Raw genomic sequence first — 24,867 nt, 5'->3', positions numbered from 1 at the left:
GAACTTACGTTTACATTAGGTGGGCTAGATAGTGGAAAAACATACCTGCTAGAAGCAGTTGCGATCGATTCATTCGAAAATGAAAGTGAACAGCCATTACAAGCAGAAGTAACAACAAAAAAAGAAATTATTGATCCTAATGTGAAAGTGCCAAAGGCGGATGTATTTGATGTTAACTTTTTAGATGGTATATTTAAAGACAACTCACCATTTGGAAGTAAAGGCGATGTAAAAGGTAATGTATCAATTGAATATGATAAAGCATTGAAAAAGCATGTAATGAAATTAAATGGTGAAGCAAATACATTTGGTTATATCCCGTTTTCAGCAGCGCAAAAAGAGAAAGTGGCGAATACATTTACATTAGAAACAGTATTTTCTATGAATGAAATTCGCGGTCAAGCTATTATGGAAAATACAGAGAGCGGCGGAATTGGATTTGAATCTACTGGAACTGGATATGTAGAATTATGGGCTCATATTGGTGGTAGCTATAAACGTATAGGTACACAATTAGAGGCAAATAAAACATATCATTTAACAGGAACGTATAATGGAAATGAATTAGCAATCTATGTAGATGGAAAAAAAGTAAATAGTCAGCCAGTGATAGGTAAAGTGTATCATCCGAATGTACCATTCGCGATTGGTGCAGATCCAACAAGCGATGGTAACGGTGGAGTTCCATTACATGGACAAGTTGCGCTTGCAAAATTATATAGTAAAGCACTTACTTCATCTGAAATAGTAGCGGCATACAATGAGTTTACAAATCGCACAAAACTAGAAGAATTAAATGCTTTATATGAAGAGATTGGTAAAGCAAAAGAAACATTAGCCGGTTCTTATGAATTCGGTGAAAAACCGGGCCAATATTCACAAGCTGCCTTTACAGAATTACAAACAAGTTATAATAGAGCAAAAGCAGTATTTGAAAATATGGTGACGACAGGTGAGCAAGCAGTTGGGGCATATCAGAGTTTAAAAACAGCACATCAAACATTTATACAATCAAAAGTAGTTGACCAAAAACCAGAAACGCCAAAAGAGAAATTACAAAAAACAATCGATGCAGCAAAAGCTTTATTAGCGAAAGTTCAAGTAGGGCAAGAACCAGGACAATATCAAGAAAGTCCAGTGAAAGCATTAGAAGAAAAAATCAAAGTAGCAGAATCTGTAGTAAAAGATACAAAAGTAAAAGATCAGTATGTAGAAACAATGAATCGTACATTAGAATATGCGATGCAGCTTGTTGAAAAGAGTGTAAATGAGTAAGAGAATGGGAAGCTTGCCTTGGGCGAGCTTCTTTTATTAGTAGGAATTTATGTCGTATCGCCGATATATGTAGCGATTCCGCCGATATATTATTTCATGTTACAATAAAGAGAGATGAAACATAAAGGGGCGAAAGATTTGGAAGAGAAAAAGCTAAAAAGAATTCTTGAATATGTATGGATTGCAGTTGTGCTCCTTGTTGGATATTATTTTTTGAAAGATAAAAGCAAATGGGTTCTGTTTTTAATGACTTTTCTATTAGCAGGATTAGGAGCGTTGTTCATTAACTTTTTCTTTGATAGTGTAACTGCATGGAAAAAGAAAAAGAAGGAAACAAAATAATAAAGGAGAATGGATATGCAAAAATGGAAGCTTGTGTACGAATCGTAATGATGATTGTAATTACGATTGGTATTGTAAATTACTCGTCATCAATAGGAAATTGGGCCTGGTTTACAGCTTGCATCGGCATATTTTTCATTCTACAAACGTTAACAAAAAACAAACTCGAATGAAAAACAGCTCGCTAATATAGCGAGCTGTTTTTCATGCTTTTTTTTGTTCACCATTATTTTCTTTGGTCAGTAAATGGCTATTACGTCTAGAGTAGAAGAAATATACACATAGTCCAATGACAAGCCAAACAGCAAATCCTTTCCAAGTTGTTGCAGAAAGGTTAATCATTAAATAGAGACAACAACAAATTGCAACGATTGGTAATATAGGTACGAATGGTGCACGGAAGCCTCTTTTTAAATCTGGGTGTGTTTTGCGTAAAATAAGTACAGCAAAGCAAACGAATGTAAAGGCTGTTAGTGTACCGATGTTCACCAAATTTGCAAGTAGATGTAAATCTAGTAATCCTGCTAATAAAGCTGCTGCAATGCCAGTAATCCACGTATTTAATAGAGGTATTTTAACTCTTTGATTTACGCGAGCTAATGCTTTTGGAAGTAGCCCGTCACGGCTCATTGCATAGGAAACGCGAACTTGTCCATACATAACGACTAAAAGAACGGTCGTCATTCCAGTCATTGCACCGACAGCTAATAACCCAGCAATTGTGTCTTCACCAACAAAATGAAGCGCAAAAGCAACTGGATCTGAAACGTCTAGTTGTGTATAAGGAACCATCCCTGTTAAAACAAAGGATACGATCATATAGAGTACCGTACAAATGAGAAGGGAACCAATAATTCCGATTGGTAAATCTCGCTGTGGTTTTTTCGTTTCTTCAGCAGCTGTTGCAATGGCATCAAATCCTAGAAAAGCAAAAAATACTGTTGCTGCACCTGTAATAATCCCATCATATCCAAATGGTAAAAACGGTGTCCAATTTTCCGGTTTGACGTATTTTGCACCTGCTACGATAAAGGCAATAATCACTGCTAATTTAACTAATACCATAATATTATTAATGCGAGCACTTTCGCGTACACCGAAGCTAAGAAGCAGTGTAATAAAAAGTAAAATACATACAGCTGGTAAATCGATTATTCCGCCTTTTCCCATTCCAGGGGCCGAGGCGATAATGGCGGGTAGATGAATATTAAATCCGGAAAGTAACGATTGTAAATATCCTGACCATCCGACAGCAACCGCCGCAACTGCCAGTAAATATTCTAGCATTAAACACCAGCCAACAATGAAGGCAACGACTTCTCCAACTGTCATATACGCATATGTGTAAACGCTTCCTGAAATAGGGATAGAAGAAGCAAATTCTGCATAGCAGAAGGCCACGCATGCACAGGTAAATGCGGCAATAAGAAAAGATAGCATAATACCAGGACCAGAATGTTTGGCCGCAACAATACCTGTTAAGACGAAAATGCCTGTTCCAATTATAGCTCCAATTCCTAAAAAGGTTAAATCTAATGCGGTTAACGTTCTTTCTAATTGTCGTGGTGATTCAGTAGTAAGTGGTTTTTTTCGTAATAATGATTTCACTTGGACTCTCCCTTCATTCTTCAATCTTCACAACTGCGAATATAATATGAGCCCACTACAAAATAGTTTATAAGTGAATAGAGGTACAGTTGTGTGCTTTGATAAAAAATATAGAATTGCTGTAGTAATTTTATTACAATTCAGAATATTTTGTCAAATAAAAACGTAACAAATAAAATCTTAGATGTAAGGAAAAACTAACACCAAAAATAGATGTATTTTATAAAGTAGGAGAAGATATTATGCTGTTTTATTTTGAAATTGTCGTTATTTTACTTTGTACGAAATTAGCTGGTGATATTAGTGTGAGACTTGGTCAACCATCGGTACTAGGAAAATTAATTGTTGGAATTATTATTGGTCCCGCTGTTTTTGGAATTATTAATAGTTCTGAACTTATTGATGAACTTAGTGAAATTGGTGTTTTGTTACTCATGTTTATGGCAGGATTAGAAACTGATTTGGAGGAATTAAATCGTAATTTGAAATCTTCATTCGCAGTAGCGATGGGAGGTATCATTTTTCCTTTCCTTGGCGGGTATTTGGCGGGACTCGCATTTGGGATGTTACAATCACATGCCATTTTCCTAGGATTACTGCTCTGTGCAACATCAGTGAGTATTTCTGTTCAAACATTGCGAGACTTAGGGAAAATGAATACAAGGGAAAGTACAACGATTTTAGGGGCTGCTGTATTTGATGACGTTATCGTTGTTATTTTATTGGCCTTTGTTATGAGTTTTTTAGGCACACAAGATGTGAGTATTACACTTGTTATCGCTAAGAAAATCATTTTTTTCGTAAGTATTGTTTTCATTGGATGGAAAGTGGTTCCGTGGATTATGAAAATGTTGGTGCCGCTTCGTGTGTCAGAGGCGTTAATTAGTGCAGCACTTATTATTTGTTTTTCATTTGCTTACTATAGTGAGCAAATGGGGATTGCTGGTATCATTGGTGCATTTGCTGCAGGGATTGCCATTTCACAAACAACATATAAACATGAAGTAGAACATAAAATAGAGCCGATTGCCTATGCGATTTTTGTACCAATCTTTTTTGTTAGCATCGGGATGGAGATTACATTTCAAGGTATTGGAAACCAAATTTGGTTTATTGTCATCATGACGATCATTGCTATTATTACAAAATTAGTGGGATCTGGCTTAGGGGCGAGGTTAACAGGTTTTAGCTTAAAGTCTTCTATTAGCATTGGGGCTGGTATGGTATCGCGTGGAGAAGTAGCACTTATTATTGCAGCAAATGGACTTGCAGCGAATTTATTGGCGAAAGAAAATTTCACAGCCATTGTAATTGTTGTTATACTTACTACGATTATTACACCACCGTTATTGAAGAAGTATTTTATCTAAGGTAAGAAAGCTTATCTCATGTGGATAAGCTTTTTTTATGAATATAAAAAATAGTAATAGTGTAGAGTGGCGAAGTAATAATCGTGTTAAAATTTATGTGTGCTTTAGTACTGGAAGGAGAAAAATGAATGAAGATTACATGGAAAAAAGTTATATGTGTAGTTGTAATTCTTTTAATGTGTTTACCATTTACATTAGGAAAAGAATCAAAAGTTAAAGATTTTCCTGTTTCTGTTTTCTCTTCTTATATTGCAGGAGATGATTTGAAAGGATATAGATACACTTCCTTTTTGCCTGATGCTGCAATTTGGATAAATGGATGGGAAAAGAAGTGGTCGGAAGGAGAAAGGACGGTCTATCAAAAAGGAGATCGAATTGTAAATGTGTTTCATCCTCCTGGTGAAGATGTCTATTATCTTTATGATTCGCAAGATATGGAATTAGGATATGAAAAATAAAAGCAACCGTAAAGAATGGGGGATGAATGGTGAAACCGTCAACACTATTATTTAAAATTGAACATTACATGGATCAATTTTCACCAGCTGAAAAAAAGGTTGCTCAGTATATTATGGAGAATGCAGAAATTGTTCCTAATTTAACGACAAGAGAAGTTTCTAATAATGCAGGATCCAGTGAAGCAAGTGTCGTACGCTTTTGTAAAACGATTGGTATAGGAAGTTTTAAAGCTTTTAAGTTAGCGCTTGTTAGAGAATTAACAATTGCTGATTATAATATTAATGATTTTTCGGTGATGAATACAGAAGACGGACCGTTTGATTTATTCAATAAAGTTACATATGTCAATAAGGCTGCGATTGAAGCGAGTATTACTGCTATTGATAAAAAAGAGTTAGAAAAAGCAGCAGATGCCATTTTAGGAGCAAAGAAAATATTATTTTATGGAGTGGGTGGATCAGCTACGCCAGCAATGGATGGAGCGTATAAGTTTACTCGTCTAGGGTTTACGGCTATGATGCTATCTGATTTTCATATGATGTTGCCACTTGTGACCAATCTAGAAGAAGGGGATATTTTTGTCGCCATTTCAACTTCTGGCCGGACGAAGGATGTACTAGAAATGGCGCAGTATGCTAATAAACAAGGAGCAACTGTGATTGCTATTACTACACTCAATCAATCGTCTCCGTTATATAAAGAGTCATCCATACGTCTTTGTATGCCAGACGTAGAGCAGGATCATCGAATCGCAAGTATTGCTTCAAGAATGACGCAACTTAATATAATTGATGCTTTGTATGTGATTACATTTAATAGAATAGGTAATCAAGTATTGGATAAATTTACAGAAACAAGAGAAGAAGCAGTGCGATTACGGAAATTGAAGTAAAGGAAAAGATGAGATGAAACTCATCTTTTTATTTTGGTTAAATAGACACAATTTTGTTATAAAAAGAAATTGTGTTTCATAAAATATAATATAAATATTGATTTTGAATTTCACGAAGTTATAATAAAATTGTGAAATAAAACTTCAAAGAAGGTGAGAATATGTTAGAGAATTTATCAACAGAACACCGAAATGAAAATACAATGAATTTAGACGAGATGTGCATAAGAGAAATTTTACAAACAATGAATCGAGAAGATCGTAAAGTCGCTGTAGCGGTTGAAAATGAAATCGAACACATTGAAAAAATTGTTCAAAGTGTTGTTTCATCTTTTCAAAATGGTGGACGATTAATTTATATTGGCGCTGGTACAAGCGGACGTTTAGGAATTTTAGATGCTGTCGAGTGTCCACCGACATTTGGAACAGATGAGAAACAGGTACAAGGATTTATAGCAGGTGGATTGAAAGCGTTTACTAAGGCTGTGGAAGGTGCAGAGGATCGAGAAGATCTTGCAGTAGATGATTTAAAGGGGATTCAGTTAAGTAATAAGGACACTGTTATTGGAATCGCTGCAAGTGGTAGAACACCTTATGTAATTGGTGGACTAAAATATGCAAATTCTACGGGAGCAAGTACAGCTAGCATTTCCTGTAATAAGGGAGCAGAGATAAGTAAATTTGCAAAAATTAGTGTGGAAGTAGAGACAGGTGCAGAAGTGTTAACAGGATCTACACGCTTAAAGGCCGGAACCGCACAAAAGTTAGTACTGAATATGATTTCAACTGCTTCTATGATTGGCGTAGGGAAAGTCTATAAAAATCTAATGGTTGATGTTCAGTCGACAAATGAAAAGTTAGTCGAGCGTTCCAAACGAATTATTATGGAAGCGACAGGAATAGCTTATAAGGAAGCAGAGATTTATTACAAGAAAGCAGATCGTAATGTGAAAGCTGCGATTGTCATGATATTACTACAGTGTGAATATGGGGAAGCACTTGGAAAATTAACAGATGCGAAAGGATTTGTGAAAAAGGCATTATAAAAAGTGGGGAGGGGGATTTTACAATGAAGAAAGAACAGCGGATGGCAAAAGAGATTACAGAGCAACTTGGGGGAACGAAAAATATTCGTGGTATTGCACATTGTATGACGAGGTTACGTCTAACACTTCATGATGAAAGTAAAGTGAATATGGAACTTTTGAAAAAAGTAGACGGTGTCATGGGTGTGATTGAAGATGAAACATTGCAAGTTGTAGTTGGGCCAGGGACTGTGAATAAAGTAGCAGCTGAAATGGAGACTTTGACAGGGTTACGAATTGGGGAAGTTGCTGATTATCATCTTGAAGATCTTGGCCAAGAAATGAAATCAGCAATCAAGAAAAAAAATAATACACCGGTAAAAAGCTTTTTACGAAAAATAGGGAGTATTTTTATTCCGTTAATCCCTGGACTTGTTGCATCAGGAATTATAAATGGTGTCGCTAACTTTGCTAAAAATGCGGGGACAGATCCAAATGCAACATGGCTGCAAATGTTACTTTTAATTGGCGGTGGTATTTTTACATTCTTAGGTATTCTAGTTGGATGGAATACGGCAAAAGAATTTGGCGGAACTCCGGTTCTCGGAGCGATTGCAGGTATTTTAATTTTCAACCCAGCTATGGCAAATGTGAAACTATTTGGTGAAGCAATGGTGCCGGGGCGCGGTGGATTATTCGCTGTAATCTTTGCAGCATGGCTTATGGTTGTAGTGGAAAGACAAGTACGAAAGGCAGTACCGAATGCAGTGGATATTATAGTGACTCCGCTTATTACGGTACTAGTTGTAGGCTTAGTAACGATGTTAGCAATTCAACCAGTGGTTGGTTTCCTATCTGATGGAATTACAAGTGGTATTAATGCAATTTTAAATGTCGGGGGAGCGGTCGCAGGAGCTGTACTCGCAGGAACATTTTTACCGCTCGTTATGGTGGGACTACATCATGGTCTAACACCTATCCACATGGAATTTATTAATCAAACTCATGTAACACCATTACTACCGGTTTTAGCGATGGCAGGAGCGGGGCAAGTTGGGGCAGCGATTGCTATTTATGTAAAAACGAAAAATAAGCGTCTTCGTAATGTAATTAAAGGAGCACTACCGGTTGGTTTCTTAGGAATTGGCGAACCTTTATTATATGGGGTCACATTACCACTTGGTAAACCGTTTATTACGGCTTGTTTAGGGGCAGCTGTTGGCGGTGCATTCCAGGCAGTTATGAAAACGGCTTCACTCGGAATCGGTGTATCAGGGTTATCATTAATTCCGTTAATTGCTGATAATAAATATTTACTATATTTTCTTGGTCTTGTTATTGCTTATGCATTTGGTTTTATCTTTACGTATTTCTTTGGATTTAAAGAAGAAATGGCGGAGCATCTGTAGGGGGAGGAAGGTTTTCTTCCTCTTTTTCTTCGTATGAGACAAAAGGAGAGATTGCTATGATTGGAGTATCTGTTTATCTTTCAAAGGACCGGATAGAAGAGCAAGAAAAATGGTTGGAAACGGTAAGGAAATACGGTTTTTCTTCTATTTTCACTTCTCTTCACATTCCGGAAGATGATCCTAGGGCTTATAAGGAGTTAATACAAATACTTGGGAAGCAAGCGGAAAAATATGAGATGGAACTGATGGTGGACGTTTCACCAAGTTCTTTACACTATTTAGGGATTACGTATGAAAATGTGGAACAGCTAGTAGAGTGGGGAATTACTGGTTTACGCATTGATTATGGTATAGACCCGAAACAAATTGCACGTATATCACATAAGATGAAGATTGCATTAAATGCTAGTACAATCACTGAATCATTTTGGAATGAGCTTCTTGAGGAAAGTGTGAGAGTAGATTGTGTAGAAGCATGGCATAATTTTTATCCACGTCCTGAAACAGGGCTTGCTAAATCATTTTTACAAAAGCAAAATCAATTTTTGCGTGAATGCGGTATAAAAACAATGGCATTTATTCCAGGTGATGGTGAAAAAAGAGGACCTTTATATGAAGGGCTTCCTACATTAGAAAAACACCGATATATGCGCCCACTTGAGGCATATTTGGAACTTGTGGAAGACTGCTTCGTTGATAAAGTACTAATTGGAGATATAAGTGGGAGCTTAAAAAGTGTACAAGAAATTGCGAGTGCAAATAAAGGGATTATTCCAATACGTTATAAACTGCTGATTAGTGAAAGAGAAGTATTAGAAACAGTAGAGCGAGTACATACGAATAGGCTTGATCCAGCGCGTGATGTCATTCGTTCTGTAGAATCAAGAGAAGGACATACTGTTATTTTACCAGCGATGAATACAGTTCAAAGAAAGATAGGGAGTATTACAATTGATAATGAACTGTACGGTAGATATGCAGGTGAAATGCAAATTGTTATAAATGATTTACCAGAAAATGAAAAGGTGAATGTAATTGGAACGGTTTTTGAAGAAGATTTATCATTATTGTCTTACGTAAATGCAGGAAAGAAATTTGAACTTATCTCGAAAGAATAGAAAATCATTGATGTTTTTTCGAATGCATTTCCACATGTTAAGCCTTGAAGGAGCGCTATTTTTTATGAAACATTATCCGTGAAAGGGGTAATGTTTTTTTATTTTCTTTAAAAAAAGTATTTGACGAATAAAAAGAAACAATGTATTGTTTTGTCTTGTGAAAAAAAGTTTTGTACAACAAAACAAAAGGGGAGTTCAGAATGAATCAATATATTGGTAATTTAATTATTCGTATCGTGTTAGGAGTTACATTCTTTGCACATGGCTTAGCAAAGTTTCAATCAGGTATTGATAATGTAGCAGGTTGGTTTACAAGCATTGGCTTACCAGGTGGTCTCGCATATGGGGTTGCAACATTTGAATTAGTTGGTGGTCTATTATTAATCATTGGTTTAGGTGTTAGATATGTGGGATTATTATTTGCTCTTATCTTAGTTGTTGCAATTGTAAAGGTAAACGGAGCAGCTGGTTTATTAGGAGACGGAAAGAATCCTGGATATGAATTAGATCTTGCATTATTAGCAATGGGTGCGTATTTATTTGTTGTAAAAGCAGAAGGGTATGTAGAGCGTTTCTTAAAAGAAAAAGTACTCAAAGCAAAATAAATTATTATATAAAGCACTGTTCTTTTCTGAAGAAGATATATGAAAAGAACAGTGTTTTTGTATATATCTATTTTGCTGGGGAATTTTTTTGATATTAAAGTATTGACTTGGTATCAGGTTGTAACTATAATGATTACAACTAAGTGCTTAGCAATGAAGTATGAGTTGTAAATAGATAGCATATTTTTTCGGTCTATTTGTAACTACTTTAGTTACAATCTAGAGTGATTATAACAAGTAAGGAAATATAAAATAATAAAAGTGTAAATGTATATAGAAAAACGGAGGAAACAACATGTCAAAATTACATGTAGAAGTCTTTACAGGATCTGAACAAGCCTTTCAAGTTACATCAACGATTATTTATGGAGAGAAAGATGCAATTGAACATACTCGTAAATACTTAGTGCCATTTGATGAAGTACCTTCGAAGAATCCTTCAAGTGAAGAAATTCAAACTGCAATGAAGGAACGGTTTCCAAATGTAAAGGAACGGGAAATTGGACTTGTTTTAGCAGAAAATGCGTTTGGAGGGGAAAAATAATGGGACAAAAAACAAATTTAGAGATTATTCGAAGCACATATGAAGGACCATCTTCTTCAAATGCAAAACATCTAGTAGAAGCCCTTTCTGAAAAAGTAGAATGGACAGAGGCAGCTGGTTTTCCATATGGTGGAACGTATATTGGTGTAGATGCAGTAATGGAAAATGTATTTAGTCGTTTAGGATCAGAATGGGATGATTATAAAGCGAATGTAAATACGTACCATGAAGTAAAAGGAAAAGACGTTATTATTGCTGAAGGTGTGTATTCAGGAGTCTATAAAGAAACTGGAAAAGCATTTGAAGCAGAGTTCGTTCATGTATGGCAACTTGAGAATGGAAAAATCGTGAAGTTCAAGCAATATGTGGATAGTCACGTTGTTAGAGAAGCGATGAAAGCTTAAAAATGATAAACAAATGGAATCGGCTATTTGTAGGCGATTCCATTTGTTTTAGTAACAATTAGAGGAGATATCAAAATACATAATATGAAAAAATGGATAATAGGGACGATTACGACTATCGTAATTGTAATGGGTGTTATATTTGGCGCTTATAAATTTCTTGAGTATGTCGAAGTAGAGGATAAACGTTTAAAGGAGCAGAAAGTAATTGCTCAAAAGGAAAAGAAGGTAGTGGAAGAAACGCCGCGAGTTAGTGAAGATGAAATTATATCTATTATGCATAAGATGGTACATCAAAAAGTAAAATCCTCTGAGAAATGGGGATTTATTGAAATGACGAAAAAGGAAATTCATAATACGAAGAGGGCTGTAGAGAGTAGTAAAAATTTTAATAATAAAACAAGGCTACTTGCTATTTTAGACCGCTGGGAGAAAGAGGATTTTTCGCAAACAGTTGAGGAACATAACTTCTTGTGGAAAATTCAAGGCGGGGATACTGGAAAGGCAACAGAACGTTTATCACCAGCAGAAGAACAGCAGTATTTAAAAGAAATGAGAAGTAAAAAGTGAAGAATGTAAAAACATCGCCATTATGTTAAAGATAATGGCGATGTTGATCTATTAAGAGTGCTGCCGTACTAAAGTTTGGCTAGGTTGATGAGCAACTGTTTTAAAGTGAGAAAATAAATAACAGCCAGTAATAACAGTGATAGTCCCAAAGATTTGGATCCAAGTTAGTTCTTCTCCTAAGAAAAGAAACGCTAAAATGGCAGTGAAAATTGGATTAAAATTTAGAAAAATTCCTGATGTAGTTGCTCCTAATTTTTGAACACCAATATTCCAAAATACCATACAGACTACAGTTGAAATTAAGCCTGTATATAGTAGTGAAGTGATAAATGAAGCATTAATATTGGAAACAGTAAAGCTTGGTATATTAAATGGAAGCAATATAATGACACCAAAAATACCAGAATATAAAGTTGCCATCATTGGCGTAGTTGTTTTTGTTGCCCATTTACTACAAACAGAATAGATACCCCAAATACAAACCGCAGCCATCATCCACAAATCCCCACTATTAAAATGTAATGAAAATAACAGTGCGATATTTCCTTTTGAAAGGACGAGAATTACACCAAAAAAAGAAAGAATCATAGATAAGATTTGAAGCATATTTATTTTTTCTTTTAAGAATAAAGACGAAAATAGTGCAATTGAAATCGCGTTTAACGTAGAAATAAGTCCAACGTTTGTTGCGGATGTTTGTTCTAACGCTAAGAATTGAAAAATGTTAAAGAGAACAACGCCGGTGATTCCCATAAGTAGTAAGGGAAGAATTGTAGCGCGCGGTGGAAAAAGTTTCTTTTCTTTAAACCAAACAATCGGTAAGAGACAAACAATCGCAATCAGCCATCTTAAACTTGTAAGCGTCATTGGAGAAGCATGATCGACAAGTGATTTTCCAACAACAAAGTTTCCCCCCCATAGTAAGCTTGTTAGCAATAATAAAAAGACATAAAAATAAGGCATAGTTTGGAACTCCTTTTATTAGTGTATAAATTGAAAAACTGATAAAAAACCTTTCTTTTTTGGGGGAAGAGAGAATCCGTCCATGGATAGAAGCGGTCAGATCCTTTTTTAGCCCCATGCCGAGTAAAAACAAAAAGAGAAAATGAGTGTATGTCCTTTTTTGTTTTCATAGCAGTGACTTATGTGTTGAAAACACAAAATGGATTTATATCGTATGGATTGTAAATAATTTTAGCATTTTTCTTTGTTATCTAATATGTTCTTTTGTATAATGGTGAAAATTCAATAAAATGTTTTGTTTAGGTTTGTAATTACGGAATTTTATTTAATTTCACTAGGGTTATTATGCATTTTTTCGAAGAATCGTCGGTAAGAAAAAAGGGGGATTTTTATGGAGTCATCTGTTATTAAAGTGTTAGATGATTTGGACGTACAAATTTTAGATATTTTACAAAAGGAATCACAAGTAAGTAATGCCGAACTTGCGCGTCGTGTTAATTTATCACCGGCTGCAATGCATGCACGAATAAAGAGGCTAGAAGGGGAAGGGTTTATTGATAAGCAAGTCGCGATTTTAAATCAAGAGAAACTTGGATTTGATTTATTATGCTTTATTTTTATGAGTACAAATATTCATCAATCTGAAAAGCTTGAAGTATTGGAAAGGGAACTGGAATCTATGCCGGAAGTATTGGAATGTCATTGTTTAACAGGGGAGTATGATTACCTATTAAAGGTCGCAAACAGAGATCGTAAAGAGTTGGAGCGTTTTATTAGAAAGTTAAATAAGCTTGGGATTACGCGAATACAAACGAGTTTAGCGCTGCGTGAAATTAAGTATTCTACAGTATTACCAATAAGAGATTCGAAAACAAGTACTGAATGAGATATAAAACCACTTTTTAGATGGAAGAGAGGGTCCGATCATGCATAGAAGCGATCAGGGCCTTTTTTAGCCCCATGCCATGTGAAAACAAAGGAAGAAAATGAGAGGAGGTCTTCTTTTATTTTCATAGCCGTGATGTATATGCTATATTATTTCCAATAAATAGGATCTTAAATAATGTAAATAGGGGGGATGGGGAAATGTATTGGGAGACTCTTCCTAATTGGTTTTGGGCAATATATTATTCATTTTTATTAATAACATTAGGGGCTGCAATATTTTGTGTTATACGAAAGAAAATGAAAAGTTTATCCATTTTAGCCATTGTTTTTGCTATAACAGTTCCAATAATTAGTTTGATAAATAGTATTGGAAGAGCGGAAGGAATGGATGAATTTGAACATTTAATAAATCAATTACAACAAGGAGCTATTTGGTCTATATTCACGACCATAGGTTATTTGTTTTTATTCGTATGGTGGATTTTCTTTCTACTCAAAAGTAAAAATCAAGTTATCGTTTCAAAGTGACCTCTAGTTGAGGTCTTTTATTATGCATTTCTAACCGTATTATAATTAGATTTTTGACACGCTGAAATCATCATATATGCCTTTCTACATCTCAAACTTGGCTTTAACCCGCATTAGATCAATATTTTAGTAGTATGTTAAGCAAATGGCCCCAAATTGACTTGGTTATATAGAAGAAATCGGTATTTATTTTTATATGAAAAATTCAGAATAATAATTGACGTGTTTAAGAAGTGGGCGTATTATTATATAAATTTATGAATTATTATACATTATAAGCTATGAATATTTATGTTAAGGAGATATATTATGCAAATTTCTAACGCGATTACAAGTGATGTGAAAGAAATATATAACTTAATAGAAATATATTCGAAAGAGGGAGTTGTTCTGCCGCGTTCACTTTTGTCCCTTTACCAATATCTACAGTGTTTGTATGTTGTGAAAGAGGAAGGAGAAATTTTGGGAGTTGCTGGTTTACATGTTTTAGGAGAAGATCTTGCAGAAATTCGCTCATTAGTTGTATTGGATACATATGCGGGTCAAGGTTTAGGCCGTATGTTGGTGAATCATGTCATGAATGAGGCTACTAAAATAAAAGTGAAAAGAGTTATTTCTTTAACGTATCAAACTACATTTTTTAAGAAATGTGGATTTGATTTTGTTGATAAGGAATCGCTACCTGAAAAAGTATGGGTTGATTGTCGGCATTGTCCGAAATTTGATTGTTGTGATGAAGTTGCGATGATTCGGTATGTTATTTGAGGTTTAGTATGAAATAGATAATTAAGATAAACAGAAGGAGGAGGGGATAGCCTCCTCGTTAATTAAATTAATGTATGTCCACCTTCAACATGAAGAGTAGTTCCAGTGACAAATTTATTTTAAATAATGAGAGGCCCCTTCCAGGATGCTCTTAATTTCAGGGATTTAATTAAAAACTCCTAGAATCTTTGTTTATCCCGCTATTCGCGGGTCTTACTGCCCGTAAAAGCCTGATTGGTGATGGCTAATAATCAGTGAGGGATAAAACCCCAACTGATTAAAGTTTCACCTTATGGAATTTTTAAATATATGTATGAACAAGAACAATTATCAAAAAAAGGATGATTGACATTTTATAAATCATCAATGTACAATAAATATGAATGACATTCAGTCATTTTATTTCGTGGAAGGGTGTAGATAATGAGTAAAAAAGAAAAAATTGTATATGCTGCTATCGAATGTTTTAGGGAAAAAGGGATTGAAAAAACAAAGATTTCGGACATTGTGAAATCAGCTGGTATTGCTCAAGGAACCTTCTATTTATATTTTTCTTCAAAACTATCCGTAGTGCCTGCTATTGCAGAAATTATGGTTGAGAAGATGATATGTGCAGTTGAAGAAAAAGTACAAGCTAGCTCTTCTTTCTTAGATACATTCTCGCAAATTGTAGATGCGATTTTTGATTTTACAAAAGAACATCACGAAATACAGGCATTAATATATGTCGGTTTAGCATCGACCGAACATATAAAAAAGTGGGAGAATCTATATCAACCTCTTTACATTTGGATAAAAGGCTTTTTAGAAGAAGCTAAGGATGCTAAAGTTATACGGGATTCTATTCATGTTGAAAGAACTTCAAAACTTGTTATTGCTTTAGTTGAATCAGCAGCAGAGCAAATTTATTTATATGATCATACAAAAGAGGATCAAGCTAATTTACAAAAAGCTGAAGTTTTGGATTTTTTAACGCATGCATTGGATATAAGAAAATAAATATTCATTCATTGGTTATAGCAAGATGGATACATTCAAGCTAACAATGAATGACATTCAGTCATAAGAGGTGGGAATATATGAAAAATAAAGCTTGGTTATATGTAATATTAACATGTATTTTTGAAGTTTTTTGGGTGTTTGGTTTTAATACTGCTCACGTATGGTGGCATTGGGCAATAATTCTAGGGATTATTGTTGTTGATTTTCATATGCTTTCTAAAGCATGTGAACATCTTGCGACAGGAACAGTATATGCCGTTTTTGCTGGAGCAGGAACTGTGGGAACCTTCTTAATGGACGTTTTTCTTTTTGGTGGAAGTTTTAGTCTAGGGAAATTATTTTTCATAGTTATGATAGTAGCTGGCGTTATTGGCCTGAAGTTAGCCGATAACAAAGAAGTAGAAGAAGAAGTTATGAAAGGAGCTGCTTAAGGATGGGATGGATTTTTGTCCTTTGTGCCGCAATTTGTGAAATGGTTGGTGTAGTAGGTCTTAAAATGTATAGTAAGGATAAAACAGTAACGCATGGAGCGATTTATATAGGTGGATTTGGTATGTCTTTCGCATTTTTATATACATCTTTCCTATTTTTGCAGATAAGTGTAGCTTATGCGGTTTGGATTGGTATAGGAACAGCCGGAGCTGTTTTGTTAAATATGTTCTTTTTTGGAGAATCAAAAAGTAAGGCGCGTATGATTAGTGTGGCTCTTATTGTATGCGGAGTGACAGGTTTAAAGGCTCTTTCTTAAAGATAGAACAAGCTTGTTAAAAAGATCGTATAGGAGGAGTAGTAATGTCTTATACTCTATTGTTGACAGTACAATAATTTTTCATATAGAATGAGTGACGGTCATTCAATACGCGTGTGAAAGGACTCAGATCATGAATAAAAAAGAGAAAATTGTCTATGCAGCTATTGAAGTGTTTCAGGAAAAAGGCGTTGAAAAAACAAAGATCTCTGATATCGTAAAATTGGCTGGTATTGCTCAAGGAACTTTTTATCTGTATTTTCCTTCTAAATTATCTGTTATGCCTGCAATAGCAGAAGTTATGGTTGAAAAGATGATACATGCAGTAAAAGAACGAGTACAGAATAATGAACCTTTTTCAAAGAAAGTTATGCAAGTGATAGATGCTGTTTTTGACTTTATAGCGGAATATCGTGAAATACAAGCATTAATGTATGCTGGTCTTGCATCAACTGAGCATATAAAAGAATGGGAAACTGTATATCAACCTCTTTATATGTGGCTAAATCAATTCTTAAATGAAGCAAAAGATGCAGGTGCAATTCGTAATTCTATTCACGCTGAAAGAACTGCAAAGTTATTTATTGCTCTGGTTGAATCTGCAGCGGAACAGGTTTATTTATATGATCATAAAAAGGATGATCAGGCTGATCTTCAGAAAGCTGAAGTACTAGACTTTTTAACACATGCATTGGACATTCGGGAATAAACAGTTAGGTGAATCCATTACTAGTAAAGAGATGGGTTCATTTTGTTTAAAAATGAATGATAGTCAGTCACTTCGAGTAGGGATTTTATGAAAAATAAGGTAAGAGGTAAATACTATAAATAAATCTCATCATTCAATCCATATAGAGGATATAACTTGTGATGTTGTTTTGTCTTGCTGTTTGTAGGGATGAAGAATCTTCGCTAATAAAAACCTCTTGGGTATTATTGTCGGGAAGAATTTCACATCAATGATTTTTACAGAAAGAGGTGTTAATACATGAAGAAATCAATAAAAGAACAAAAGATGGTATTACTCATTCTTCTAAGTAATGTATTCATTGCATTTCTCGGAATTGGTCTCATCATCCCAGTTATGCCGTCATTTATGAATATCATGCAATTATCAGGAAAAACGATGGGTTATCTTGTTGCCGTATTTGCAGTGGCACAACTACTTATGTCACCATTAACAGGACGATGGGTTGATCGTTATGGCAGGAAGAAAATTATCATAATTGGCTTATTTATTTTTGGTACTTCAGAACTTATCTTTGGTTTGGGAACGGATGTATCGGTGCTTTATATATCAAGGATGTTAGGAGGAATTAGTGCAGCCTTTATTATGCCTGGTGTTACGGCATATGTTGCAGATATTACATCAGTTCAAGAACGACCAAAAGCGATGGGATATCTTTCTGCTGCTATTAGTACAGGTTTTATTATCGGACCTGGCATCGGTGGTTTTATTGCAGAATATGGTGTGCGCATACCATTCTTTTTTGCGGCAGCCATTGCTTTTTTCGCATGCGTTTCTTCAATATTTATTCTTAAAGAGCCGTTAACAACGGAACAGCTAGCAGAAATTTCTGCTAATACGAAGCAAACAAACTTTATTAGAGATTTAAAAAAATCACTAAATCCACTTTACTTTATCGCATTTGTTATTGTATTTGTACTCGCTTTTGGGTTATCAGCATATGAAACTGTTTTTAGTCTGTTYTCTGATCATAAATTTGGTTTCACACCGAAGGATATTGCCACCATTATTACAATAAGCTCAATCTTTGGTGTTGTTGTACAGATATTTATGTTTGGAAAGTTAGTAGATATACTTGGTGAAAAAATCTTGATTCAAGTATGTTTAATCACAGGTGCAATATTAGCGGTGGTATCCACCTTAATCTCTAATTTTTGGGTAGTATTAGCTGTAACTTGTTTTATCTTTCTCGCATTCGATTTACTTCGTCCTGCATTAACAACATTTTTATCAAAAGCAGCTGGGAAAGAGCAAGGGTTTGTTGCGGGAATGAACTCAACCTATACAAGCTTAGGTAATATTGTTGGGCCGGCTATGGGAGGAATACTATTTGATGTAAACATCCACTATCCGTATCTTTTCTCTGCTTTTATTATGGCTATTGGCATCGGTATTACAGTCATGTGGAAAGAAAAGCAAATGGTAGAAAGTTTAGCGAAATAAAAAATAAGTAGAGTTACATTTTTACATACATCTTAAAAATAAGAAAAAAGCTCCTTCGAAATTTGAAGGAGCTTTTATAAATCTATAGAAAGAGCTGTAATAAATTTTCACTTTTGTAGTCTCTTTTTAAAATAATAAGTTTGATGTGTTGTGTAAATTACATAGTGATAGATTGATAATACGAGTTAAAAAACGATATAGAGAGGAAATAAAAACATGGATTACTTTACCAGATCCAAGTTCAAAATATAAAACGGTTTAACATTTGCACTTTTCAAGAATGCTATACAAATCAAAAAACATCCCTCATTTGCGATTTGCATTCATAATGCCGATTATAGTTTTGAATGTTGTATATCCAGCGATTGAGCATCCCTATCATCCAAAGATAAATAACAAAGGAGATTGACCGCCACATATTTGTGTATAGGCGATCATCTCCTTTTTATTTTATCTTACTATTTGCGGGCAGTAATCTTTCCCCCTCAAAATGCAGTGCAAGCAAAGAAGTTAGGTTCCACTTTATAAAGTTAGCCCAAAGCGCTTTAATTCGATAAAAATACCTTCTAATTGTTTCCCTTTATCCGTGAGGGTATATTCCACTCGAGGAGGAACTTCAGGATAAACCTTTCTTGTTACAATACCTTGACTTTCTAATTCTTTAAGGCGAAGTGAGAGTGTTTTTGGGCTGATACCATCCATTGATTTTAGTAGATCACTAAAGCGCAATGTTCCTTCAATAAGAAGGTCACGAATAATTAAAAATGTCCATTTTGTTCCAATTACGTCGAGTGTTTTTGCAATAGGACAAGGTATACCAGGTGAACCTTTCGTTAATACAATCGGATCTATATTGCTCATGGAAATAGCCTCCATAAAAATTTTTTGAATTGATTTGCTTTATAGTATCACAAAACTATCTTTTTAGTAACTATATGAAAAAAATATCACTACTTCCAAAAGGGAAATTACTGCATATAAAATAGCGTTAGGAACCACAAATGATTTCTAAACGAAGGAGGTGACTATGATGAAAATAAAAAATCAAACAAAAAAGTTATGGTGGTCATTTAGTTTTCTCGTAATTTGTATTGTTATAATCGGTACCATACTTACTGCGTGCAGTAATACAAAAACGTCTGCTTCTAAAAGTGAAATTCAATTGTTGAAAGGCTCGCCAGAACCTAAAACAATGACAATCGATCCTTCATTAAGTCAAAAAGATGCTACAGCAATGATTCATACAGCCCAACGTTTTTATGCATTTTGGGATACTGGCAATGAGGAGCTTATTCCACAAACCGTTACAGAGAAATTTTTTGATAATACGTTGCCAAAAGGGCGCCCGCAAGGTCCTGAAGGCTTAGCATTTGCTGCAAAAAACTTTCGTAAAGTCGTTCCGGATATACATTGCAAGATTGAGGATTTATTAGTGGTTGGTGATAAGGTCACAGCTCGTCTATCCTTTACAGGAACGCATAATGGAAAGCCGATTAGCTTTTTTGCCATTGATATTTTACGTATTAAGGATGGGAAAATTACGGAAGACTGGCATTTAGAGGACAATCTTACTCTTATGCAACAACTTGGAGTAGTAGCTGAGAATTAAATGATAGCGGTACGAAAAAATGTGGATTTAGATATATGCAATTCAATCAATAACAGATAAAGGGGAAGAAAACTATGAAAAACATACTAATCATAAATGGTCATCAAAAATATAGTGCCGACGGAGGGAAATTAAATCAAACATTGGTTGATCACATGGTCAGTTTACTCAGTGAAAAGAATCATGTGAAAACAACGATTATTCAAGATGGATACAATATTAAGGAAGAACAACAAAAGTTTTTATGGGCGGATGTTATCATCTATCAAACACCGATTTATTGGTTTAGTGTACCAGGATTATTTAAAACGTATATGGATGAAGTATATGAGTACGGCCTCTTTTTTAAAGGAGGAGATCAATACGGAACAGGAGGATTATTAACAGAGAAACAATACATGTTTTCCACTACATGGAATGCACCTAAAACAGCATTTCAGAATTCCACACAATTCTTTGAAGGTGAGAGTTTAGAAGAAGCAATTGGTCATTTGCACCGAGTACAGAAATTTATTGGTATGAGTCCTTTAAAGAGTTTTGCGTGCTATGATGTAGTCAAAAATCCTAATATTGATATGTTTTTAGCAGAACTGGAAACACATTTAAAAGAAGTAGTAAACCTTTCCTAAATTTTAAAAATAAATAGCTAGTAAAACCTCAATCTGAAGATTGAGGTTTTACGGTTATGCAAGTTATCCATATTATAGAGATGCAGATTGAAAGACCGACATAAAACCATTTCTTTTAGGCGGGAGAGAGGATCCGATCATACGTAGGAGCGGTCAGTTCCTTTTTTAGCTCCATGCCATGTGAAAACAGAAGGAGAAAATGAGTGAAGAACTTCCTTTGTTTTCATAACCGCGACTTATATGTCGGAAATTTAAAATGAATATATATAAATGGTTAAGTAATTTGATTTCAATACTCTTTAGCTGATTCTGTAGGATGAATCCAGAGCTTTGAAAAATCCGTCCAGCCAAAAGAATCGATCGTTACATTTTTTAAAGAAGATGGGTAGATCTTCTTTTTTAGAACATGATAATTAAATAAAATGATATATTCCGTTCGAAGGAATTCTTCAATTTCGTATATAAGTTTATAACGATGTTCCTTATTTTCTTCGGCTAAGAATGTATCTAGTAAACAATTAATCTGTTTTTGATAGTGAGGATGCATAAAGCGATTGATAAAGCAGCTTTTATTTTTAAATACATTTAAAAAGGCGATTTCTAAATCAGAAGCAAAAACTTCTCCCATTAAAATAATATCGGCGTTTTGATCAATAGAACGATCCGAGTAGTCTGAGACAGGAAAAGGGTGTAATTCCACTTGTATGCCTAAGCTTTGGCAACGCTCTTTTAGCCAAATTGCATCATGAGCACTATCTTTAAAAGAGAAAAAGTAAATATGTATAGTTTCACCTTGATATGTACTTTTTTTCAGGTATTCCTTTGCTTTGCATAAAGAATAAGATTGTTTCATTGCTTCTCGGCTTCGACTTGGAAAGAAGCTTGATGCGGGGATAGTCCGCATACCTTTTAAATCACGAATAATCGATTCAACGTCATATATTTCTCTCCAAGCTTTTCGAAAATAAATATCATGATGTGGACCAGGCTTTGTAAAGTTAAATGCGGCATATATACACCCGGTTTCTTCTATTTGTACTTCGTGTTCTTTTGTATGTTTAGTATTTGGTAGTTCATAATGTGTATGTATTTGTGCATGTTCCGGAATACGCCAAAGCTCAATTCGATCAAGTAACGCACGCTCTTTAAAATAATTTGTAAATGCTTCTAATACAACTTGATCTTCATAATAACTATGTAATTTAAAAGGTCCCGTCCCCATATAATAATGATTTTGTATTTCTACATCATGCGGTAAAATGGCTAATTGCATTGAACTTACATAATGCAGAAAAAACAAGTTCGGCTTTCGGAGGTGAAAGCTTATTTGTAGTGGTGATGGTGTTTCAATCTGCACAATCTCTTCAGTTAACCAGGCATAAGGAGAGTGTACACGTTGTAATCTTTCAAATGAAAATTGAACATCTTTAGAAGATAAGATTCTTTCATGATGAAAATGGATGCCTTTTCGTAAATAAAAGGTCCAGGTAAGTTGATCGTCACTAACCTCCCATGTATGTGCGAGATGTGGCTCAATTTCTTCTGTGTTGTAGTTGTAATTCACTAATGTATCAAAAATTTGACTAATGAGATGACTCTCTGTTGTTACAGCTGCAAATGCTGGATCAAGTGGCAGTATTTTTCGCGAGCAAGGTATCTTTAGCACGTCATACATATCGTTTAAAGGTTGGTATCCAAAATGCTGCTGTAGTTTTTCTTCTAAGCTTTTTCGGAGGGAAGCAGGAAATGGTTGTTTTAAAAGAAGAAATATCTCTTTTAATTTATCTTGCTGTAAGAGAGATTCCGCATAGAGCATAACCACTTCTGAAATGGTATGGAGAAAGAGAACTTCACTTTTATTTCCCCGTCCTCGTCCTGGTGTCCACGTAATTAATTTTTCTTCATTCATTTTTCTAAGTAAAATTTTTACGTTTTTTGTACTGCAATATAAAATATTGGCTAATTCTTGCAAGCTATTTTGCATGTACTGTTTTTCTGGATCATGCAATCGTAGTTGAATATAATAGTCCATCACTTTCATGTTTAAACGACTCCTTCCCAATAAAAGGGGAAATTCTTTAGAATATTCTAACCTTTTTCTTCCACTTTTTCAAAGTAAAATGAATACACATAAGGGGGAAGAAACAATGGGACTTTGGAGTATGCATCGAAATATAAAAATTAGAATTATAACATCATTTTTAACACGCACTGTATCAACAATGATTTTCCCGTTTATGGCGATTTATTTTTCAGTAAAGCTCGGGAGTGTCCTTGCAGGTGTTTTATTACTAATAAACGTAATGGCGGCACTCGTCATTGGGCTTTATGGCGGTTATATTGGAGATCGATTAGGACGAAAAAAGGTTATGATTATAGGGCAAGTGATACAAGTAGTTTCTATCGCTTGTATGGGAATTGCGAATTCAAATTATGTAGATTCACCTTGGCTCACTTTTGTGTTTATGCTAACAAATAGCCTTGGTTCAGGACTTATGAATCCGGCAACAGAGGCGATGTTAATTGATGTGAGTACACCGGAGAATAGAAAAGTAATGTACAGTATTAATTATTGGGCAATTAACTTGTCTATTGCAATTGGAGCGATTTTTGGTGGTCTATTATTTGAACATTATCGTTTGCAACTATTTGTATTATTAACAGTGGTAGCACTGCTGACGCTATATTTAATTGCTGTATATATGGAAGAAGTATATGTCGCTCGGCCAATTATAAAAAAGAAGCACGTACTAAAGGAAATGGTTGAAAGTTATAAAGTTGTGATGACAGATCGAACTTTTTTAATTTTTTGTTTAGCCAGTATATGTACATTATCATTAGAATTTCAGATCAATAATTATTTAGGTGTACGCTTGCAAAAGGAATTTGAAACGGTGCATTTCGTATTTGGAAATCACGGAACCTTTGATTTAACAGGTATCCGCATGCTAAGCTGGATTTCTGCGGAGAATACGATTTTGATTGTTTTATTTTCAGCACTTGTGATTAAAATGATGAAGCGTTTTAATGATTTGAAAATATTATATGTTGGCTTATTTATCTATACAATTGGATTTACAATACTTGGATCAAGTAGTAGCTTGTGGATCTTATTAATAGCGGGGCTTTTTCAAACGGTTGGCGAGATGATGTATGTGCCAGTTCGTCAATCCATTATGGCTGATATGGTTCCAGATGATGCACGGAGCTCTTATATGGCAATCAATGGTATGGTATTCCAGGTGGCAAAAATGAATGGAGCATTAGGAATTATGCTTGGTTCATTCATTGCATCATGGGGAATGAGTATTGTTTATTTTTTAATTGGTGTAAGTAGTATTTTATTATTTAGAAAAGCAATTAATAGGACAGAATACCGTGAAGAAAACATACCTCATATAGGATAAGAACATATACAAAAAGCGAATCGTTTTTATAATGATTCGCTTTTTATATACCATTTTTTTCTAAAAAACGTCTACTTCAGCTAATGTATTGCTAGTGCTTGGGTTCATTAAAAGGTTCTTCAGTTCACCTACTTCAGAGAGTGTGACAATGGTATAACCACTAATTAATACAATGAGTCCAATGACCCTTAATGTTTGCAAACTAATATTTCTTTGGTTTTCCTCAGAGTTACTTGGGGGCGTTAAAGTTTGAGTGTTGTTCATCGTAGGGCTCCCATCTTTTATATMTGTGATCAAACATTTTTGCACCAGAACCGAGATAAAATGAATGCGAGTATTTTTACATATGAATCTATGAAAAAGTTGATGAAATTGTCAGCTTTTTATTTTTGGAAAAAATTGTTTATCTATTTTTATAAAAAAATATTTTTTTGACCCCCAGAAAATTTTTATTCCCCCCGAATATATATAGTAAGGAAAGCAAAAGCTGCAATTACCAAAAATATAGAGAAGAGT

General features: G+C 34.6%; 29 protein-coding genes. 24 read left to right on the top strand and 5 right to left on the bottom strand.

The window, feature by feature from the left end:
* The 3 genes from AC1DIT_RS17960 to AC1DIT_RS17950 form a co-directional block, all read left to right on the top strand.
* On the top strand, positions 1-1,275 hold a 1,275-nt coding region (locus tag AC1DIT_RS17960; protein ID WP_476998331.1), incomplete at its 5' end, for a LamG domain-containing protein.
* Positions 1,276-1,413: 138 nt separating this feature from the next.
* Positions 1,414-1,617 carry a hypothetical protein gene (locus AC1DIT_RS17955; protein ID WP_033671378.1) on the top strand — a complete coding sequence of 68 codons (204 nt, stop codon included), beginning with the start codon at positions 1,414-1,416 and terminating at the stop codon, positions 1,615-1,617.
* Positions 1,618-1,640: 23 nt separating this feature from the next.
* The gene (locus tag AC1DIT_RS17950) at positions 1,641-1,790 is read left to right on the top strand and encodes an RpiR family transcriptional regulator (RefSeq protein ID WP_229165982.1); all 150 of its coding nucleotides are present in this window, start codon (positions 1,641-1,643) and stop codon (positions 1,788-1,790) included.
* Between the two features lie 31 nt (positions 1,791-1,821).
* Here the strand turns inward: AC1DIT_RS17950 and AC1DIT_RS17945 are convergent, their stop codons facing one another.
* Positions 1,822-3,225, bottom strand: coding sequence for an amino acid permease (locus tag AC1DIT_RS17945; protein ID WP_016113235.1), 1,404 nt, complete (start codon positions 3,223-3,225; stop codon positions 1,822-1,824).
* A 242-nt stretch (positions 3,226-3,467) separates the two neighbouring features.
* Between AC1DIT_RS17945 and AC1DIT_RS17940 the strand changes: the two genes are divergently transcribed.
* The 10 genes from AC1DIT_RS17940 (at position 3,468) to AC1DIT_RS17895 (ending at position 11,621) form a co-directional block, all read left to right on the top strand.
* Positions 3,468-4,595, top strand: a complete 1,128-nt coding sequence (locus AC1DIT_RS17940) for a cation:proton antiporter (RefSeq protein WP_016113236.1) — start codon at positions 3,468-3,470, stop codon at positions 4,593-4,595.
* A 128-nt stretch (positions 4,596-4,723) separates the two neighbouring features.
* On the top strand, positions 4,724-5,053 hold the full coding sequence (locus AC1DIT_RS17935) for a hypothetical protein (RefSeq protein WP_016113237.1): 330 nt from the start codon (positions 4,724-4,726) through the stop codon (positions 5,051-5,053).
* A 29-nt stretch (positions 5,054-5,082) separates the two neighbouring features.
* On the top strand, positions 5,083-5,946 hold the full coding sequence (locus AC1DIT_RS17930) for a MurR/RpiR family transcriptional regulator (RefSeq protein WP_016113238.1): 864 nt from the start codon (positions 5,083-5,085) through the stop codon (positions 5,944-5,946).
* Positions 5,947-6,107: 161 nt separating this feature from the next.
* Positions 6,108-6,992, top strand: a complete 885-nt coding sequence (gene murQ / locus AC1DIT_RS17925; RefSeq protein WP_016133181.1) for an N-acetylmuramic acid 6-phosphate etherase — start codon at positions 6,108-6,110, stop codon at positions 6,990-6,992.
* Between the two features lie 23 nt (positions 6,993-7,015).
* The gene (locus tag AC1DIT_RS17920) at positions 7,016-8,380 is read left to right on the top strand and encodes a PTS transporter subunit EIIC (protein ID WP_016133180.1); all 1,365 of its coding nucleotides are present in this window, start codon (positions 7,016-7,018) and stop codon (positions 8,378-8,380) included.
* Positions 8,381-8,436: 56 nt separating this feature from the next.
* Positions 8,437-9,498: a DUF871 domain-containing protein gene (locus tag AC1DIT_RS17915; protein WP_016113241.1), complete on the top strand. Its 1,062-nt coding sequence runs from the start codon at positions 8,437-8,439 to the stop codon at positions 9,496-9,498.
* A gap of 200 nt (positions 9,499-9,698) precedes the next feature.
* Positions 9,699-10,103 carry a DoxX family protein gene (locus tag AC1DIT_RS17910; protein ID WP_016133179.1) on the top strand — a complete coding sequence of 135 codons (405 nt, stop codon included), beginning with the start codon at positions 9,699-9,701 and terminating at the stop codon, positions 10,101-10,103.
* A gap of 295 nt (positions 10,104-10,398) precedes the next feature.
* A complete protein-coding gene (locus AC1DIT_RS17905) occupies positions 10,399-10,647 on the top strand; it encodes a hypothetical protein (protein ID WP_016133178.1) in 249 nt (82 codons plus the stop codon).
* Complete coding sequence (locus AC1DIT_RS17900) at positions 10,647-11,051, top strand: nuclear transport factor 2 family protein (protein ID WP_016113243.1); 405 nt, start codon at positions 10,647-10,649, stop codon at positions 11,049-11,051. The genes AC1DIT_RS17905 and AC1DIT_RS17900 overlap by 1 nt, the downstream gene beginning before the upstream one ends.
* An 84-nt stretch (positions 11,052-11,135) precedes the next feature.
* Entirely contained in the window at positions 11,136-11,621 is a 486-nt protein-coding gene (locus AC1DIT_RS17895) for a DUF6241 domain-containing protein (RefSeq protein ID WP_016113244.1), read from the top strand.
* Between the two features lie 51 nt (positions 11,622-11,672).
* Here AC1DIT_RS17895 and AC1DIT_RS17890 read toward each other — a convergent pair whose 3' ends face one another.
* Entirely contained in the window at positions 11,673-12,584 is a 912-nt protein-coding gene (locus tag AC1DIT_RS17890) for a DMT family transporter (RefSeq protein ID WP_016113245.1), read from the bottom strand.
* 391 nt (positions 12,585-12,975) lie between these two features.
* Here AC1DIT_RS17890 and AC1DIT_RS17885 point away from each other — a divergent pair, with 391 nt between their 5' ends.
* The 8 genes from AC1DIT_RS17885 to AC1DIT_RS17850 all read left to right on the top strand — a co-directional run bounded on the left by AC1DIT_RS17885 (position 12,976) and on the right by AC1DIT_RS17850 (position 18,706).
* Positions 12,976-13,470 (top strand): Lrp/AsnC family transcriptional regulator, encoded by a 495-nt coding sequence (locus AC1DIT_RS17885; RefSeq protein ID WP_016113246.1) that lies wholly within the window; start codon positions 12,976-12,978, stop codon positions 13,468-13,470.
* 200 nt (positions 13,471-13,670) lie between these two features.
* Positions 13,671-14,000 (top strand): hypothetical protein, encoded by a 330-nt coding sequence (locus AC1DIT_RS17880; protein WP_016113247.1) that lies wholly within the window; start codon positions 13,671-13,673, stop codon positions 13,998-14,000.
* Positions 14,001-14,309: 309 nt separating this feature from the next.
* On the top strand, positions 14,310-14,765 hold the full coding sequence (locus tag AC1DIT_RS17875) for an N-acetyltransferase (RefSeq protein WP_016133177.1): 456 nt from the start codon (positions 14,310-14,312) through the stop codon (positions 14,763-14,765).
* Positions 14,766-15,185: 420 nt separating this feature from the next.
* On the top strand, positions 15,186-15,764 hold the full coding sequence (locus AC1DIT_RS17870) for a TetR/AcrR family transcriptional regulator (RefSeq protein ID WP_303745078.1): 579 nt from the start codon (positions 15,186-15,188) through the stop codon (positions 15,762-15,764).
* Positions 15,765-15,844: 80 nt separating this feature from the next.
* The gene (locus AC1DIT_RS17865; RefSeq protein ID WP_016113250.1) at positions 15,845-16,198 is read left to right on the top strand and encodes a DMT family transporter; all 354 of its coding nucleotides are present in this window, start codon (positions 15,845-15,847) and stop codon (positions 16,196-16,198) included.
* A 2-nt stretch (positions 16,199-16,200) separates the two neighbouring features.
* Positions 16,201-16,515: a DMT family transporter gene (locus tag AC1DIT_RS17860; RefSeq protein WP_003195471.1), complete on the top strand. Its 315-nt coding sequence runs from the start codon at positions 16,201-16,203 to the stop codon at positions 16,513-16,515.
* A gap of 130 nt (positions 16,516-16,645) precedes the next feature.
* Positions 16,646-17,224: a TetR/AcrR family transcriptional regulator gene (locus AC1DIT_RS17855; protein WP_033671375.1), complete on the top strand. Its 579-nt coding sequence runs from the start codon at positions 16,646-16,648 to the stop codon at positions 17,222-17,224.
* A gap of 279 nt (positions 17,225-17,503) precedes the next feature.
* Entirely contained in the window at positions 17,504-18,706 is a 1,203-nt protein-coding gene (locus tag AC1DIT_RS17850) for an MFS transporter (RefSeq protein ID WP_016113252.1), read from the top strand.
* Between the two features lie 522 nt (positions 18,707-19,228).
* Here AC1DIT_RS17850 and AC1DIT_RS17845 read toward each other — a convergent pair.
* Positions 19,229-19,567, bottom strand: coding sequence for a winged helix-turn-helix transcriptional regulator (locus tag AC1DIT_RS17845; protein ID WP_016113253.1), 339 nt, complete (start codon positions 19,565-19,567; stop codon positions 19,229-19,231).
* A gap of 166 nt (positions 19,568-19,733) precedes the next feature.
* On the opposite strand from AC1DIT_RS17845, the gene AC1DIT_RS17840 reads away from it, so the two are divergent.
* The gene (locus AC1DIT_RS17840) at positions 19,734-20,315 is read left to right on the top strand and encodes an ester cyclase (protein WP_016113254.1); all 582 of its coding nucleotides are present in this window, start codon (positions 19,734-19,736) and stop codon (positions 20,313-20,315) included.
* A 74-nt stretch (positions 20,316-20,389) separates the two neighbouring features.
* Entirely contained in the window at positions 20,390-20,944 is a 555-nt protein-coding gene (locus AC1DIT_RS17835) for an NAD(P)H-dependent oxidoreductase (protein ID WP_016113255.1), read from the top strand.
* Positions 20,945-21,233: 289 nt separating this feature from the next.
* On the opposite strand, the gene AC1DIT_RS17830 is transcribed toward AC1DIT_RS17835, so the two are convergent.
* Positions 21,234-22,985 (bottom strand): SgrR family transcriptional regulator, encoded by a 1,752-nt coding sequence (locus AC1DIT_RS17830; RefSeq protein ID WP_016133174.1) that lies wholly within the window; start codon positions 22,983-22,985, stop codon positions 21,234-21,236.
* A gap of 106 nt (positions 22,986-23,091) precedes the next feature.
* Here AC1DIT_RS17830 and AC1DIT_RS17825 point away from each other — a divergent pair, with 106 nt between their 5' ends.
* Complete coding sequence (locus AC1DIT_RS17825) at positions 23,092-24,351, top strand: MDR family MFS transporter (RefSeq protein WP_016133173.1); 1,260 nt, start codon at positions 23,092-23,094, stop codon at positions 24,349-24,351.
* A gap of 60 nt (positions 24,352-24,411) precedes the next feature.
* On the opposite strand, the gene AC1DIT_RS17820 is transcribed toward AC1DIT_RS17825, so the two are convergent.
* Positions 24,412-24,615 carry a hypothetical protein gene (locus AC1DIT_RS17820; protein WP_016113258.1) on the bottom strand — a complete coding sequence of 68 codons (204 nt, stop codon included), beginning with the start codon at positions 24,613-24,615 and terminating at the stop codon, positions 24,412-24,414.
* Positions 24,616-24,867: the final 252 nt, after the last annotated feature.

This window comes from Bacillus sp. 05T22, assembly GCF_056396765.1.
This window is presented reverse-complemented; position numbering and strand designations above follow the sequence as displayed.